At 66.1% G+C, this 18,371-nt stretch carries 6 protein-coding genes; all 6 read left to right on the top strand.

Features of this window, described 5'->3' with window-relative positions:
• Positions 1–8: 8 nt before the first annotated feature.
• The 6 genes from ACQ7JA_RS16580 (at position 9) to ACQ7JA_RS16605 (ending at position 18,346) form a co-directional block, all read left to right on the top strand.
• Positions 9–689, top strand: a complete 681-nt coding sequence (locus ACQ7JA_RS16580; RefSeq protein WP_430899672.1) for an ABC transporter ATP-binding protein — start codon at positions 9–11, stop codon at positions 687–689.
• A 10-nt stretch (positions 690–699) separates the two neighbouring features.
• Complete coding sequence (locus ACQ7JA_RS16585) at positions 700–3,102, top strand: ABC transporter permease (RefSeq protein WP_430899674.1); 2,403 nt, start codon at positions 700–702, stop codon at positions 3,100–3,102.
• 477 nt (positions 3,103–3,579) lie between these two features.
• Positions 3,580–3,774 (top strand): PEP-CTERM sorting domain-containing protein, encoded by a 195-nt coding sequence (locus ACQ7JA_RS16590; protein WP_430899676.1) that lies wholly within the window; start codon positions 3,580–3,582, stop codon positions 3,772–3,774.
• A 145-nt stretch (positions 3,775–3,919) separates the two neighbouring features.
• Positions 3,920–13,390, top strand: coding sequence for an SdrD B-like domain-containing protein (locus ACQ7JA_RS16595; RefSeq protein ID WP_430899678.1), 9,471 nt, complete (start codon positions 3,920–3,922; stop codon positions 13,388–13,390).
• Positions 13,391–13,672: 282 nt separating this feature from the next.
• Positions 13,673–16,036: a GH92 family glycosyl hydrolase gene (locus tag ACQ7JA_RS16600; protein WP_430899680.1), complete on the top strand. Its 2,364-nt coding sequence runs from the start codon at positions 13,673–13,675 to the stop codon at positions 16,034–16,036.
• 21 nt (positions 16,037–16,057) lie between these two features.
• Entirely contained in the window at positions 16,058–18,346 is a 2,289-nt protein-coding gene (locus tag ACQ7JA_RS16605) for a GH92 family glycosyl hydrolase (protein ID WP_430899682.1), read from the top strand.
• Positions 18,347–18,371: the final 25 nt, after the last annotated feature.

Genomic DNA, 18,371 nt, shown 5'->3' on the forward strand with positions numbered 1-18,371 from the left:
GAAGCACCATGCTGAAACTCAGGGGCGTCTCCAAGATCCACCTCGCGGGCGAGGTCCAGACCCGCGCGCTCGACCGCGTCGACGTCGACATCGCGGCCGGCGAATACGTCGCCATCACCGGCCCTTCCGGCTGCGGCAAATCCACCCTGCTGTCGGTGCTCGGCCTGCTGGACGTGCCCAACGAAGGCGAGTACTTCTTCGAAGGCCAGAACGTGGCCGGCTGGAGCGAGGCGCGCCTGAACGCCCTGCGCCGCGGGAAGATCGGCTTCATCTTCCAGAGCTTCAACCTGATCGAGGAGCTGACGGTGTACGAAAACGTCGAGCTGGCGCTGGAATACACCGGCACCCCGCCTGCGGAGCGCCGCCGCCGCGTGGAAGCCATGCTGGAACGCCTGGGCGTGGCGCACCGCGCGCGCCACCGTCCGTCCCAGCTCTCGGGCGGCCAGCAGCAGCGCGTCGCGATCGCGCGCGCCCTGGTGGCCGAGCCCAGCATGCTGCTGGCCGACGAACCGACAGGCAACCTCGACACCGCCCACGGCGACGAGGTGATGCGGCTGCTGCGCAACATCAATGCCGAAGGCACGACCGTGGTGATGGTGACGCACTCGCCGGCGCACGCGGCCCAGGCTTCGCGCACCCTGCACCTGGTCGACGGCCGCGTGGTGGTCGACGCGCTGCAGGCGGCCTGAGGGGAGACAGATGATACTTCGTGATTTCCGCATCGGCTGGCGCCTGCTGGTCAAGGAGCCCGCCTACTCGGCGGTCGTCATCATGGGCCTGGCGGTCGGCTTCGCCGCCTGCTTCCTGCTGCTCGGCTACGTGGTCCACTCGCTGTCCTACGACCGTCACGTGCCGCAGCGTGAGCAGATCTACCGGCTCATGCAGAAATGGAATACACCGGGCGCTTCGGGCAACTGGAACGATTCGACCAGCCTGCCCGCGCGCGACGCGCTGGTGGCCAGCGGCCTGCCGCTGCTGGCCAGCGCTTTCATCCAGCGCGACATCGACGTGCGCACAGGCAGCAACGTGCGCTCGATCCGCCTGACGGTGGTCGATCCCGATTTCCGCAAGATCTTCCAGCCCAAGGCGCTGTCGGGCGACCTGGGCGCGGCGCTCAGCCGCCCCGATGGCCTGGCGCTGACGCGTGAAACCGCGGTCCAGCTCTTCGGCAGCATCGACGTGGTCGGCAAGACGGTGCAGGTGGCGGGCCAGCCCTACCTGGTCGCGGCCGTGCTCGAAGACCAGCCTTCCGCGACCACCCTGCCCTACGCTGCGCTGGCCGGCATCCGGACCGGCATCTGGAAACAGGAATACCGCCAGCTGGTCACCACCAACTGGGGCTCCTCGCACGGCAACGTGTACGTCAAGCTGCCGCCCGGCGCGCCCGTGCAGCCCGTCCTCGATGCCGCCCGCCGCGCCATGCTGGCGTCGAGCTTCTACCAGCGCCAGAGCCCCGAGCAGGTCGCGGCGCTGAATGGCCGCGACATGATCGAGTTCCGCCTCGGACCGCTCGCCGAAGCCTATCTCGACCCGCTGATCAAGGAACAATCCAGCACGCACGGCGACAGCAAGACCATCTTCGGGCTGGCCGCCGTCGGCCTGCTGATCCTTCTGCTGGCCGCCACCAACTACGTCAACCTGGCCACCGTACGCACCTTGCGGCGCCAGCGCGAGATCGCGATGCGCAAGGTACTCGGCGCTTCCGCAGGCGCCGTGAGCCGCCACTTCCTGGCCGAATCGGTACTGGTCTGCCTCGTCGCGACCGCGATTGGCCTGCTGCTGGCATGGCTGCTGCTGCCGGTGTTCTCGGACCTCGTGCAACGCAAGCTCGACGACATGTTCAGCCTTGCGGCCATCGGCGTGAGCGTGCTGCTGGGCGCCCTGGTCGGCCTGCTGGCGGGCGCCTATCCCGCCTGGTCGGCGATCAAGGTGCGCCCGAGCGCCGCGCTGGCCGGCCGGGGCAACAGCGAAACCGTGGGCGGCCTGCGCCTGCGCCGGATCCTGACGGTGCTGCAGTTCGCCACCGCCATGGGCCTGACCAGCCTGACCCTGGCGGTCACCTGGCAGACCCACTACGCGAGCAACCTCAATCCGGGCTTCGATCCCGCTCCGCTGCTGATCGTACGTACCGACGACGATATCCGCAGCGCCAACGTGCGCGCCTTCGAGGATGCCCTGCGGCGCCTGCCGGGCGTCAGCGGGGTCGCGGTCACCGATTCGCCCGTCACCGTCAACTTCAACAGCACAGCGCTCAAGCGTGACGGCGGCAACCCGATCGAGATCAGCTGGAGCGCGGTCAGCCCGGAATTCTTCCAGGTGCTTGGCCTCAAGCCGGCTGCCGGCCGCCTATACGATGCCTCGCGCGACAAGCGCGAGGACAGGGGCAAGATCGTCATCAACGAGGCCGGCGCGCGCAGGTTCGGCTTTGCGAGCGCGGCGGACGCGGTGGGCAAGACGGTTCGCATGCCGAACGGCGAGGAGCCGATGCAGGTGATCGGCGTGGCGCCGGACATCCGCCACCGCTCGGCGCGCGAGGCGATGCAGCCCACCGTCTACTATCTGGGCGAGCGCATCGGCACCTTCACCGTGCGCACCAGCCAGGGCCAGCAAGCCGTGCAGGCCGCGATCGAGGAGATGTGGCCGCGCTACTTCCCGAACGACGTGCTGGAGCTCGAACGCATGGCCGCCCTGTTCTCGCAGAGCTACGCCGACGACCTGCGACTGGCCAAGCTGCTGGCCGCGTCCAGCGTGATTGCCACCGCCATCGCGGCCTTCGGCATCTATGTGCTGGCCGCCTACAGCGTGCAGCGCAAGGCGCGCGAGATCGTGCTCAGGAAGCTTTACGGCGCCGGCAGCGCCGCCATCGGCCGCCTGGTGGCGCGCGAGTTCCTGGCCCTGATCGGCATCGGCGCCCTGGTCGGCCTGCCGGTCGCCTTCGTGGCCCTGCAGCGCTATCTCGCCAGCTTCACCGAGCAGGCGCCGGTCGGCGTCTGGACCCTGGGCGCCGCCCTGCTGGTTTCCTTGCTGGTGGCGCTTGGCTCGACCGTGCGCCACGGCGTGTCGGCGATCCGGATTCGCCCGGTACAGGCGCTGCGCGACTAAGACACCGCGGCAGCCTGCCGGCTGCTGCTGCTCTCCTGACGGTGTGGGTAAAACTGCACCGCACTCCTCGCTTCCCGCATTTGCCATATTGATAATAAACTGCCATATTTTGCCACATCTGATCTCCACAGATGCGGGAAAGTGTGGCAATTATGGCAATTCTGACGCATACGGGAAACGACGGTCGACTGCGGTCCGATCCGGAAAAAAGCGCCTGTCATTTGACGATATCAAGTGTTTGAAACGTTCTCGGTCGTCAGTTTTCTACTTTCCAGCCGGAAAAATACTGGATCATCAAACCTTATCATCAATTTCCGCGTTGCATTCATCTTACAAATCGAACAATTTCCTTGAAAAAAAATCATGCCCGTGAGAATATCACGGCTCACATGGTGCAAATTGGAAAGAAGTATTAGCATTACAGCAATTCAGAGGTGCCGTGTGGAGCTGTTCTCATACCTAAAACAAGGGAAAAACATGAAAAACCTCTATGGCAAGGTAGTCCTGACTGCCTTCGTTTACGCAGGCGTCATGGCCGAAGTGCTGGCCAATCCGTTCTGCGGTGGCGTCGGCGAGCCGTCCTGCGAAGTTCCGGAACCAAGCACCGCCTACCTGTTCCTCGGCGCAGCCGCAGTTGCAGGAATCGTCACCAAGTTCCGCAAGAAGAAGTAAGCGGATCCGCATTGCGCGCCAGGAGGGGCGCAATGCTTTTTTCCTGAAAGATGTCACCCGGCGCTGGCCCTGATGGCCCGCATGGGCCCCCTTTTGCCAAAAAATCGGCCTCAGTCCGTACTTAACAATACCGTCAAGGACAATCATGTCAGCCACGCCGCGCATCGTCACTTTCGTCACCAGGCCGGGTACCACCAACGATCCGAACGCCATCGATATCTACTTCCAGGGAAATACACCGCTCAATCCCGGCGGTCTTTCCGGCGGTACGCCCTACGACCTGTGGTGCCTGAACGAAGCGATCACGCTGCCGGCCAACGCGACCTACAACTCCTACGTGTACTCGTCCTACGAGCTGACGACGCTGGGCGCGATTCCGGGCCTGCCGAAGACGAACCTGGACAAGCTCGACAACATCAACTGGCTGCTGAACAACTACAAGGCGCTGGGCGCCAGCTATGCCGACACCCAGGGCGCGGTCTGGAAGATGATCGGCAGCGCCAACTGGTTCGTCAGCTACCTGCCGCAGAACAAGGCGAACATCGAGGCGCTGGTCGCCACCGCCATGCAGCACGAAGGCTATGTGCCGGGCGAAGGCGAAGCGATCGGCCTGGTGGTCGACCCCATGAGCGGCAGCACCCACCGCCAGCCCCTCATCATCATGGTCCAGTCGGCCTCGCTCGGCGACCGCGTCTGGCACGATGCGAACGCGAACGGCATCCAGGACGCGGGCGAAACCGGCATCGCCGGCGCCACCGTCGAACTGCTGCGCGACCAGAATGGGGATGGCGACTTCAACGATGCCGGCGAGGTGCTGGGCACCACCACCACCGACGCCAACGGCAACTACCTGTTCAAGGCCCTGAGCCCGGGCCTGACTTACCAGGTCCGCTTCAGCCTCCCGTCCGGCTACGAGCGCGTCAGCCCGCGCCAGTCGGACGGCAGCGCCGGTTCGGGCGCGAACAGCGACGCCCTGCTCTCGAACCAGGTCGTGCTGGCGCCGGGCGAAAAGAATACCGGCATCGACGCCGGCTTCTACAAGAGCGCCAGCCTGGGCGACCGCGTCTGGCTCGACGCCAACGGCAACGGCCAGCAGGACGAAGGCGAAGCGGGTGTGGCCGGCGTCAAGGTCACCCTGCTGGGCGGCGGCGCCGACGGCAAGCTGTCGACCACCGTTGACAACACCAGCGTCGAGGCAGTCACCGACGCCAATGGCAACTACAGGTTCAACGGCCTGACCCCGGGCGTGGAATACCAGGTCAGGTTCGACAAGCCGGCAGGCAGCGTGTTCACCCGCGCCGACCATGGCGACGACGCCAAGGATTCCGACGCGGGCGCCGGCGGCCTGTCGCAGGTCGTCACCTTGACCTCGGGAGAGAACAACACCACCATCGACGCCGGCATCTACCACACGGCCAGCCTGGGCGACCGCGTCTGGCTGGATGCGAACGGCAACGGACGCCAGGATGCGGGCGAAGCCGGCGTCGCCGGCGCCAAGGTGACCCTGATCGGCGGCGGCGCCGATGGCCAGCTCTCGACGACGCTTGACAACACCAATGTCGAGACCACGACCGATGCCAACGGCAACTACAAGTTCGAAGGCCTGACTCCGGGCACCGAATACCAGGTGCAGTTCGGCGCGCCGGCCGGCCACGTCTTCACCGGCGCCGACAAGGGCGACGACATCGGCGACAGCGACGCCAATGCGAACGGCCTGTCGCAGGTCGTCAAGCTCGCTTCCGGCGAGAACAACACCACCATCGACGCCGGCGTCTACGCGCCGGCCAGCCTGGGCGACCGCGTCTGGCTCGATGCCAACGGCAACGGCCAGCAGGACGAGGGCGAAACCGGCGTCGCCGGCGCCAGGGTGACCCTCATCGGTGGCGGCGCCGACGGCCTGCTCTCGACGACGCTTGATAACACGAGCGTCGAGACGGTCACCGACGCCAACGGCAACTACAAGTTCGAGGGACTGACCCCGGGCACCGAGTACCAGGTGAAATTCGAAGCGCCCGCGGGCGCCGTCTTCACGCGCGCCGACAACGGCATCGACACCAAGGATTCCGACGCAGGCGCGGGCGGCCTGTCGCAGGTCGTCACGCTGGCATCGGGCGAAAACAACACTACCATCGACGCCGGCGTCTACGTGCCGGCCAGCCTGGGCGACATCGTCTGGCACGATGCGAATGCCAACGGCCAGCAGGATGCGGGTGAAACCGGCATCGAAGGCGTGCAGGTCACCCTGGTGGGTGGCGGCGCGGACGGCCTGATCGCCACCCCCGCCGACAACGTGGAATTCACGACCACCACCGGCGCCAACGGCAGCTACCGCTTCGACGGCCTGGTGCCGGGCATGGAATACCAGCTGGGCTTCGGCGGCAAGGACGGCTACGTGGCGAGCGGTGCCGATGTCGGCGACGACGCGAGCGACTCGGACGCCGGCGCGGCCGGCAAGAGCCAGGTGCTGACCCTGAAGTCGGGCGAACATAACGGCACGATCGATGCGGGCGTCTACAGGCAGGCCAGCCTGGGCGACCGCGTCTGGCATGACAGCAACGCCAACGGCCAGCAGGATGCGGGCGAAGCCGGCATCGCCGGCGTCAAGGTGACCCTCGTCGGCGGCGGCGCCGACGGCCTGGTCGCGACGCTTGGGGACAATACCAGCGTCGAGACCACCACCGACGTCAATGGCCACTACAGCTTCGAGGGCCTGACCCCGGGCGTGGAGTACCAGGTACAGTTCGCCACGCCGGACGGTTTCAATGCGACCGGCGCCAACATCGGCAGCGACGGCAGCGATTCCGACGCCGTCGCAGGCCTGTCCCAGGTCGTCAAGCTGACTTCGGGCGAGAACAACACCACCATCGACGCCGGCTTCTACCGGAACGCCAGCCTGGGCGACCGCGTCTGGGTGGACGGCAACGGCAACGGCCAGCAGGATGCGGGCGAACTCGGCGTCGCCGGCGCCAGGGTGACCCTCATCGGCGGCGGCGCCGACGGCCTGATCTCGACCACGGGCGACAACACCAGCGTCGAGACCACCACGGATGCGGACGGCAACTATCGTTTCGACGGCCTGACCCCGGGCGTGGAATACCAGGTGCAGTTCAAGGCGCCTGCCGGCCACGTCTTCACCCGCGCCGACAGCGGCAGCGATGCGAGCGATTCGGATGCGGGCGCGAATGGCCTGTCGCAGATCGTCAAGCTGGCCTCCGGCGAGAACAACAGCACCATCGATGCGGGCGTCTACGCCCCGGCAAGCATCGGCGACCGCGTCTGGCTCGATGCCAACGCCAACGGCCAGCAGGACGATGGCGAGAGCGGCGTCGCCGGCGTGAAGGTGACCCTGGTCGGCGGCGGCGCCGACGGCCTGGTCGCGACCACTGGGGACAACACCAGCGTCGAGACCACCACCGATGCGGACGGCAAGTACCGCTTCGATGGCCTGGCCCCGGGCGTGGAATACCAGGTCAAGTTCGGCAAGCCGGCAGGCAGCGTCTTCACCGGCCAGGATATCGGGGTGGACGCGAGCGACTCGGACGCCGCTGCGGGTGGCCTCTCGCAGGTCGTCACCCTGGCGTCGGGCGAGCACAATGCCACCATCGACGCCGGCATCTATACCCCGGCCGGCCTGGGCGACCGCGTCTGGCACGACGCCAATGCCAACGGCCAGCAGGATGCCGGCGAGACCGGCATCGCGGGTGTGAAGGTCACCCTGATCGGCGGCGGCGCCGACGGCCTGATCTCGACCCTTGGGGACAATACCAGCGTCGAGACCACCACCGACGCCAGCGGCAACTACAAATTCGACGGCCTGACCCCGGCCACCGAATACCAGGTGCAGTTCGGCACCCCGGACGGCTTTGTGGCCACCGGCGCCAACCTTGGCGCCGACAGCAGCGATTCGGACGCCGCCGCGGGCCTGTCGCACATCGTCAAGCTGGCCTCCGGCGAGAACAACAGCACCATCGATGCGGGCTTCTACAAGAGCGCCAGCCTGGGCGACCGCGTCTGGGTCGATGCCAACGGCAACGGCCAGCAGGATGCCGGCGAAACCGGCGTCGAAGGCGCGAAAGTCACCCTCATCGGCGGCGGACTTGACGGCCTGCTCTCGACCACCGGCGACAACACCAGCGTCGAGACGGTCACCGACGCCAGCGGCAACTACCGCTTCGAAGGCCTGACCCCGGGCGTGGAGTACCAGGTGCAGTTCGCCGCGCCGGCGGGCAGCGTGTTCAGCCGCGCCAACAGCGGCAATGACGCGAGCGATTCGGATGCCGGCTCGAACGGCCTGTCGCACGTCGTCAAGCTGGCCTCCGGTGAGAACAACACCACCATCGATGCCGGCGTCTACGCCCCGGCAAGCCTGGGCGATCGCGTCTGGCTCGATGCCAACGCCAACGGCCGCCAGGACGAAGGCGAAACCGGCGTCGCCGGCGTGAAGGTGACCCTGGTCGGCGGCGGCGCCGACGGCCTGGTCGCGACCCTTGGGGACAACACCAGCATCGAGACCACGACGGACGCCAACGGCAACTACAGGTTCGAGGGCCTGACCCCGGGCATGGAATACCAGCTGAAGTTCGGCGCAGCCGCCGGCACCGTGTTCACCGCCCAGGACAAGGGCGACGACGCGGGCGACTCGGACGTCAACGCAAGCGGCCTGTCGCAGATCGTCAAGCTGGCTTCCGGCGAAAACAACAGCACCATCGACGCCGGCGTCTATGCCCCGGCCAGCCTGGGCGACCGCGTCTGGCACGACGCCAATGCGAATGGCCAGCAGGATGCAGGTGAAACCGGTATCGCCGGCGTGAAGGTGACCCTGGTCGGCGGCGGTCTCGACGGCCTGCTCTCGACCACCGGCGACAATACCAGCGTGGAGACCACCACCGACGCCAACGGCAACTACCGCTTCGACGGCCTGACCCCGGGCGCGGAGTACCAGGTGAAGTTCGGCGCACCGGCCGGCTTCGTGGCCACCGGCGCGAATGTGGGCAACGACGCCGGCGATTCGGACGCGGACGGCAACGGCCTGTCGCAGGTCGTCAAGCTCGGCTCGGGCGAGCACGACGCCACCATCGATGCGGGCTTCTACAGGACCGCCAGCCTGGGCGACCGCGTCTGGATCGACGCCAATGGCAACGGCCAGCAGGATGCGGGCGAACTCGGTGTCGCTGGCGCCAAGGTCACCCTGATCGGCGGCGGCGCCGACGGATTGCTCTCGACCACGGCCGACAACACCTCGGTCGAGACCACCACCGACGCCAACGGCAACTACAAGTTCGAAGGCCTGATACCTGGCGCCGAATACCAGGTGCAGTTCAGCGCCCCGGCCGGCCATGTGTTCACCGGCCAGGACAAGGGCAATGACGCCAGCGATTCCGACGCGAACAGCGCCGGCCTGTCGCAGATCGTCAAGCTCGCATCGGGCGAGAACAACACCACCATCGACGCCGGCGTCTACGCGCCGGCGAGCCTGGGCGACCGCGTCTGGCTGGATGCCAACGGCAACGGCCAGCAGGACGACGGCGAGCAAGGCGTTGCCGGCGTCAAGGTCACCCTGGTCGGCGGCGGGCTCGACGGGCAGCTTGCGACCACGGGCGACAACACCAGCGTCGAGACCACGACCGACGCCGACGGCAAGTACCGTTTCGATGGCCTGGCGCCGGGCGCGGAATACCAGCTGCAGTTCGCCAAGCCGGCCGGCAGCGTGTTCACCTCGCGCGACAAGGGCAATGACGCGAGCGATTCGGACGTCAATGCGAGCGGCCTGTCGCAGGTCGTTACGTTGAAGTCGGGCGAGCACAACGCCACCATCGACGCCGGCATCTACAACACGGCCAGCCTGGGCGACCGCGTCTGGCTGGATGCCAACGGCAACGGCCAGCAGGATGCGGGCGAACAGGGTGTCGCCGGCGCCAAAGTCACCCTCGTCGGCGGCGGCGCCGATGGATTGATCTCGACCACGGGCGACAACACCAGCGTCGAGACCACCACCGACGCCAATGGCAATTACAAATTCGAAGGCCTGACCCCTGGCGCCGAATACCAGGTGAAGTTCAGCGCTCCGGCCGGCCATGTCTTCACCGGCCAGGACAAGGGCAATGACGCCAGCGATTCCGACGCGAACAGCGCCGGCCTGTCGCAGATCGTCAAGCTGGCCTCGGGCGAGAACAACAGCACCATCGACGCCGGCGTCTACGCTCCGGCGAGCCTGGGCGACCGCGTCTGGATCGACGCCAACGGCAACGGCCAGCAGGATGCGGGCGAACTGGGCGCCGCAGGCGTCAAGGTCACCCTGATCGGCGGCGGGCTGGACGGCCTGGTATCCACCAGCGCGGACAATACCAGGGTCGAGACCACGACCGACGCCAACGGCAACTACAAGTTCAGCGGCCTGACCCCGGGCATGGAATACCAGGTCCAGTTTGGCAAGCCGGCCGGCACGGTCTTCACCGGCCAGGACAAGGGCAATGACGCCGGCGATTCCGACGCCGACAGCGCCACCGGCCTGTCGCAGGTCGTCAAGCTGGCGTCCGGCGAGAACAACACCACCGTCGACGCCGGCATCTACACCCCGGCGAGCCTGGGCAACCGCGTCTGGCTGGACGCCAACGCCAACGGCCAGCAGGATGCGGGCGAGACCGGCGTCGCGGGCGTCACCGTGACCCTGACCGGCGGCGGCCTCGATGGCCTGATCGCGACCACGGGCGACAACACGACGGTCACGACCACCACCGATGCCGGCGGCAACTACCTGTTCAAGGACCTCATCCCGGGCAACCAGTACCAGGTCACCTTCGGCAAGCCGGCCGACATGTTCTTCACCAAGAAGGACGTCGGCCTCGATGCCAGCGACTCGGACGCGGACACCACCACCGGCAAGAGCCAGGTCGTGACGCTGAAATCGGGCGAATTCAACGACACCATCGATGCGGGCGTCTACGCCAACGCCAGCATCGGCGACCGCCTGTGGATCGACACCAATGGCAACGGCCTGCAGGACGACGGCGCGACCGGCCTGGCCGGCCGCACGGTCACCCTGATCGGCGGCGGCGCCGACGGCCTGCTCTCGACCACCGCCGACAACACCAGCGTCGCCATGCTGACCGGGACCGATGGGGCCTACAACTTCAGCAACCTGACCCCGGGCGTGCAGTACCAGGTCCAGTTCAGCAAGCCGACCGGCTACGTGTATACCGGCGGCGGCGCCGGCAGCGACGCCGTCGATTCGGACGCCAACGCGACCACCGGCACGACCCGCATGGTCACCCTGCAGTCGGGCGAGAACAACAAGAACCTGGACGCGGGCCTGGTCAACGTGACCGGCGATCTTTCGATCACCAAGACCGACGGCGTGACCTTCGTGACGCCGGGCCAGACCATCACCTACAAGATCGTGGTCACCAACACCGGCACCGCCATCGCGGCCAATGCCCTCGTTACCGATACAATCCCGTCGACGCTCACCAACGTCACCTGGACCAGCAGCGCGACGTCCGGCGCCAGCGGCAACGAGGCATCGGGCACCGGCAGCATCAGCGACTACGTCACCCTGGCCGGCGGCTCGAGCATCACCTACACCGTCACCGCCAAGGTCGCATCGCTCTCCGCGCTGGAAACCGTCTCGGACTTCTCCACCCTCGGCAACAACGTCGGCGTCGGCACCACCAAGACCGTCAACGGCGTGACGGCGGAAGCGGCCTACGTGTCCGGCTCCACCGTCGGCAGCGCCACCCTGTGGGCGCGCAACTCGGGCGAGGACAAGGGCCTGGGCGTGATCTCGCGCTATGAAGACAGCGCCGGCGGCGAAGCCGTGACCGGCCTGTCGAACCAGAAGAACATGGACGTCATCCGCCTGACCAAGGAAGCGGGCGACCAGTGGAGCTCGCTGTGGGTCTCGAACCTGGACGCCGAAGGTTCCGGTGGCGCCGAGATCGGCACCCTGTACTGGTCCGACAACCCGATGCCGGATCTCTCCACCCTCACCACCAAGTTCACCTTCAGGTACGGCGACTTCGGCGTGGGCGCGGAAAGCGGCGACATCCTGAGCCTGCGTCCCTCGACCTTCAATGCCGACGCCAAGTACGTGTTCTTCGTTGCGGGCAGCAACCCGAACGGCACCAACAACGACTTCCTGGTCTGGAAGGCGGGCACCGTGCCGGCGCAGCTGTCGAACACCGCCAAGGTCACCCCGCCGTCGACCTTCATCGACACCAACAGCGGCAACAACAGCGCGACCGATACGGACGACATCAATCTGCCGACCCCGGTGGCGGTCAAGCGCGGCTCGATCGGCGACACCGTCTGGGAAGACAATAACTACAACGGCATCCGCGACAGCGGCGAAGCGGGCATCAAGGGCGTGACCGTGAAGCTGCTGGACGCGAACGGCAAGGTGCTGGAAACCACCGTCACCGACAGCAACGGCAAGTATCTGTTCGACAACCTGAATGCCGGCAGCTACCGCATCGAGGTCGCCGAACCGAGCGGCTACTTCGTGACGAAGCAGAACGTGGGCACGAACGACACGATCGATTCGGACATCGACACCACCGCGGGCAGGAGCGGCCTGATCACCCTGACCCAGGGCGAGAACGACCTGACCTGGGACGCGGGCCTGTACCGCAAGGCTTCGCTGGGCGACAAGGTCTGGGAAGACCTGGACCACGACGACATCCAGGACTCGGGCGAAGGCGGCATCGCCGGCGTCACCGTCCAGCTGTACACGTCCTCGGGCACCCTGCTGGCGACCACCAAGACCAACAGCACCGGCAACTACAAGTTCAGCAACCTCGATCCGGGCACCTACTACCTGAAGTTCGACAAGGGCGATGTCATCTACAAGGGCATCAACATGGACAACTGGAAGTGGGCGAGCAAGAACGTCGGCAGCAACGACGCGATCGACTCGGACGTGAACGGTGACGGCGTATCGAAAGTGAACGTGACCCGTACCGACAACATCACCCTGAGCTCGGGCGAGAACGACATGAGCTGGGACGCCGCGATCACCCCGATCGCGATCGACCTGAACGGCGACGGCGTGCACACCGTCGCGCGCTCGGCATCGGCCGCGACCTTCGACCTGCTGGGCACCGGCACCGGCATCCAGTCGGGCTGGCTGTCCTCGAGCGACGGCTTCCTGGCGGTGGACCGCAACGGCAACGGCAAGATCGACGGCATCTCGGAACTGTTCGGCGGCGCGCAGCAAGGCGCGGGCTTCAGCCAGCTGGCCGGCTACGACAGCAACCACGACGGCCTGGTCGATGCCCAGGACGCCGCCTTCGGCGACCTGCGCATCTGGCAGGACCTGAACGGCAACCACCAGACCGACGACGGCGAACTCGTGTCGCTGGCCCAGGCCGGCGTGGTCTCGCTGAAGGTCGAGCACGTGGTGCTGCCTTTCGTCGACGCCCAGGGCAACCTGCACCTCGAGCGCAGCAGCGCGACCATGGCGAACGGCCGTGTCGCCGACATGACCGACGTCTACTTCGCGATCGATGCCCGCGACGCAGCGGCGTCGGGTGTGCCCACGATGGCTGACCTGCTGGCAGCGGTGGACACCGATGCCGCGGTGCCGGTGGCGATCGTCGGCCAGCCGGCGCTGGTCATGTAAGCGTCTTCGCTGTAGCACGAAAGGGCTGGGTGCCATCGGCTCCCAGCCCTTTTTCCATTACTCCTCTCCTTCCACCTCCCCCCCTGGTGTCAGGTCTGACATTCAGACACGGCCTCAGCTGTAGTGCCACACAACACCCTCGGTGTCCACGGGTTGGCTTGTTTGTTTACTAAAAAGGCACTAAATAGCGAGCGGTTTAGCATCGGTGTGTTGCCCACAAGGCAAACTCGGCATATATATACGTGTCACAAGAATGCGCTTAACGCCACCGTTGGAGACACCATGATCGTTCGCCTCACCCGCGCTGTCCCCCTGCTGTCCGTCCTTTCCGTCCTTGCCGTACTGACGCCCGGCCTCGCAGACGCCGCGGCCCCCGGCAGTCCGGCCGTCGGTGCGCCGAACCGCGCCGTGAATGTCTTCATCGGCACCGGCGGCGACGGCCACACCTTCCCCGGCGCCACCCGCCCCTTCGGCATGGTGCAGCTCAGCCCCGATACGCAGGTGCGCCATTTCCGCCAGAGCTATCCCTGGGCCTCGGGCTACAACTACGCCGACGACTCGATCCTGGGCTTCTCGCATACCCACTTCTCGGGCAGCGGACACTCGGACCTGGGCGACGTCCTGCTCATGCCCTACACCGGCGACACCAAGCTGGAGCCGGGTTACCCCGAGCGTCCGCACTCCGGCTACCGCTCGCGCTTCTCGCACGACGAAGAGAAGGCCGAGCCGGGCTACTACGCGGTGCGCCTGAAGGACAACGAGGTCGACGTCGAGCTGACCGCCAGCGAGCGCGTGGGCCTGCACCGCTACCGCTTCGGCAAGGATGCGCCGGCCAAGGTGATCCTCGACCTGCGCCAGAGCATCTACGACTACGGCAGCAAGAACCTGTGGTCGCGCCTGCGCGTGCGCGACGCGACGACCATCACCGGCATGCGCGAGACGCGCGGCTGGGCGCCGGGCCGCCAGCTTTACTTCGCCATCCAATTCTCGCGCCCGATGAGCGCGCGCCAGCTGCTCAACCGCGAGGAGGCCATCGAGTACCGCGGCTTCGCCTCGCCCGGCAAGACGCCCGCCGAGAAGCCGATCGTCGAGGGCAAGGCGCTGATGGCCGCGCTGGAGTTCGGCGTGCCGACCGACGGCCAGCTGCTCGTGAAAGTCGCGCTGTCGCCGGTCAGCGAAGACAGCGCCATCGCCAACCTGGAAGAGATGCCCGGCTGGGATTTCGACGCCGAGCGCGCCCGCGCCTCCACCGCCTGGAACGATGCGCTATCAAGCGTGAAGGCGGAAGCGCCGGAGCCGATGCGCACCATGTTCTACACGGCGCTCTACCACAGCATGCTGGCGCCGTCGCTGTTCATGGACCGCGACGGCCGCTATCGTGGTCCGGACAACCAGGTGCACCAGGCCAAGGGCTTCAACTTCCACTCGACCTTCTCGCTGTGGGACACCTACCGCGCCCTGCACCCGCTGCTCACGCTGCTGGCGCCCGAAAAGCGCAACGCCGACTTCGTGAATTCCCTGATCGCCGCCCAGGAGCACAGCCCCTACGGCATCCTGCCGGTGTGGTCCTTCCATGGCCTGGAAACCTGGTGCATGATCGGCTACCACGCGGTGCCCGTGATCGCCGACGCCTACATGAAGGGCATCAAGGGCTTCGACGCGAACAAGGCGCTCAAGGCCATGACGGCGTCCGCCGAGTACGGTCCCTACGGCGGCCTGGAACACTATATGAAGCTCGGCCACGTGCCGATCGACAAAGAGCCGGAAGCGGCGTCGAAGACCGTCGAATACGCGTTCGACGACTGGACCATCGCGCGCATGGCCGAGAAGATGGGCAGGAAGGACGTCGCCGCGACCTACTTCAAGCGCGCCCAGAACTACCGCAACGTGTTCGACAAGGAGACGGGCTTCATCCGCGCCCGCAAGTCGACCGGCGAGTTCCGCACGCCCTTCAACCCGGTGCAGTCGAACTTCGGCAGCGACTACACGGAAGGCAGCGCCTGGCAGTACTCCTGGTATATGCCGCACGATAACGCCGGTCTGCTCTCCTTCCTCGGCGGTGACGCCGGCCTGGTGGCCAAGATGGACGAAGTCTTCGACGCCAAGATCCGCGACGATCTCTATGCCCACATGGAAGACATCTCGGGCCTGATCGGCCACTACGCCCACGGCAACGAGCCTTCGCACCACGTGGCCTACCTGTACAACTACGCCGGCGCCCCATGGCGCACCCAGGAGCGCGTGACGCAGATCATGGCGAGCCAGTACCACAACCGTCCGGACGGCCTGTCGGGCAACGACGACCTGGGCCAGATGTCGGCCTGGTTCGCCTTCACCGCGATGGGCTTCTATCCGGTGGCGCCGGGCTCGAACGAGTATGTGATCGGCCGCCCCTTCCTGGACCGCGCCCAGATGAACCTGCCGAACGGGAAGCGCTTCACGATCCGCGCCGACGGCCTGTCGGAAGCGAACCGCTACATCGGCCGCGCCACGCTCAACGGCAAGCCCTTGACCCGCAGCTTCCTGCGCCACGAGGACATCACGGCCGGCGGTGAGCTGGTGTTCACCATGCAGGCCACGCCGAACAAGGACTGGGGCAAGGAACGCAGCGCCCGTCCCTACACCCAGACCCCGTATCAACAATAATCAACACTGACCAGAGACGCCATGACCAAGAATCTCGCAGCAGGCCTCCTCTTGGCCGCCAGTGCATTCGCTGCACAGGCCCAGGTAGTGGGCAAAGTGACCGACCCGGTGGAGTGGGCCAATCCCCTGATGGGCACCCAGAGCAAGCCCGAACTCTCCAACGGCAATACCTATCCGGCCATCGCCGTCCCCTGGGGCATGAACTTCTGGACCCCGCAGACCGGCAAGATGGGCAACGGCTGGGCTTATACCTATGACGCCGACAAGATCCGCGGCTTCAAGCAGACCCACCAGCCTTCTCCCTGGATGAACGACTACGGCCAGTTCGCCATCATGCCGGTGGTCGGCGGCAAGCGCTTCAACCAGGACGCGCGCGCCAGCTGGTACTCGCACAAGGCGGAGGTGGCCAAGCCGTATTATTACAGCGTGTACCTGGCCGACGCCGACGTCACCACCGAGATCGCGCCGACCGAGCGCGCCGCCCAGTTCCGCTTCACCTTCCCGAAGTCGGATGCCAGCTACGTGGTGATCGACGCCCTCGACAAGGGCTCCTATGTGAAGATCATCCCGGGCCAGCGCCGCGTGATCGGCTGGAGCACCCGCCACGCGCACAAGCTGCCGGCGAACTTCCGCAACTACTTCGTGATCGAGTTCGACCAGCCCTTCGCCTCGACCGACACCTGGCAGGGCGACAAGCTGGAAGAAGGCAAGCTGGAAAACGACGGCGAGCATAGCGGCGCCCTGGTGGGCTTCCGCACCGCCAAGGGCCAGAAGGTCAATATGCGCGTGGCCTCCTCCTTCATCAGCCTGGAACAGGCGGAGCTGAACCTGCGCCGCGAACTGGCCCAGGACGACTTCGAGACCACCAAGTCCAAGGCCAAGGCCCTGTGGAACGGCGTGATGGGTAAACTCCAGGTCGAAGGCGGCTCGGTCGACCAGACCCGCACCTTCTATTCCTCGCTGTACCGCATGGTCCTGTTCCCGAACAAGATCTACGAACTCGATGCGAACAACAAGCCTGTCCACTGGAGCCCCTACAACGGCGAAGTGCTGCCCGGCCGCCTGTTCGCCGGCACCGGCTTCTGGGACACCTTCCGCGCCCTGTATCCCTTCCTGAACCTGGTCTACCCTTCGATCAACGCCGAGATGCAGGAAGGCCTGGCGAACTCCTTCAAGGAAGGCGGCTGGCTGCCCGAGTGGTCGAGCCCGGGCTACGCCAACGTCATGATCGGGAATAACTCGGCTTCCGTGGTGTCGGATGCCTGGATCAAGGGTGTGCGCGGCCAGGACATCGAGACCCTGTGGCAGGCCCTGAAGCACGGCGCCAACAACGAAGGCCCGCTGACCGCGGTCGGCCGCGCCGGCGTGAAGTACTACAACGAACTCGGTTACGTGCCCTACGACGTCGGCATCAACGAGAACGCCGCGCGCACGCTGGAATACGCCTACGACGACTTCACCATCTGGCGCCTCGGCAAGGCGCTCGGCAAGCCGGCTTCCGAGATCGACATCTACGCCCAGCGCAGCATGAACTACAAGAAGCTGTTCGACCCGGAGACGGGCCTCATGCGCGGCAAGAACAAGGACGGCAGCTTCCAGACCCCGTTCAATCCCTTCAAGTGGGGCGACGCCTTCACCGAAGGGAACAGCTGGCACTATTCCTGGTCGGTCTTCCATGACGTCGACGGCCTGGTGCAGCTGATGGGCGGCCGCAAGGCTTTTGTCGACAAGCTCGACACCGTGTTCTCGCTGCCGCCGATCTACGACGAAAGCTACTACCGCCAGGTGATCCACGAGATCCGCGAGATGCAGATCGCGAACATGGGCCAGTACGCGCACGGCAACCAGCCGATCCAGCACATGATCTACCTGTACAACTACGCGGGCGCCCCGTGGAAGGCCCAGCACTGGATCCGCGAGACCATGGACCGCATGTACGCGGCCACCCCGGACGGCTACTGCGGCGACGAGGACAATGGCCAGACCTCGGCCTGGTACGTGTTCTCGGCCCTCGGCTTCTACCCGGTCACGCCGGGCGTGAACCAGTACGTGGTCGGCACCCCGCTGTTCCCGAAAGCCACCGTCAAGCTCGAAAACGGCCGCAGCTTCACCGTGAACGCCCGCGGCAAGGGCCGCTACGTGGACGCGCTGAAAGTTAACGGCAAGGCAATCGGGCGTACCTGGCTGGGCCACGACGAGCTGATGAAGGGCGCGACCCTGGACTTCAGCATGTCGGCCAAGCCGAACATGGTGCGCGGCACCCGCGAGCAGGACGTGCCGTACTCGTTCTCGCGCGACGAGAAGCTCTGATCAATACGCTTGAGTTTGGAGGGTG

The organism is Massilia sp. BKSP1R2A-1 (genome assembly GCF_050586525.1).
In the GTDB taxonomy this organism is placed as follows: domain Bacteria; phylum Pseudomonadota; class Gammaproteobacteria; order Burkholderiales; family Burkholderiaceae_D; genus Telluria.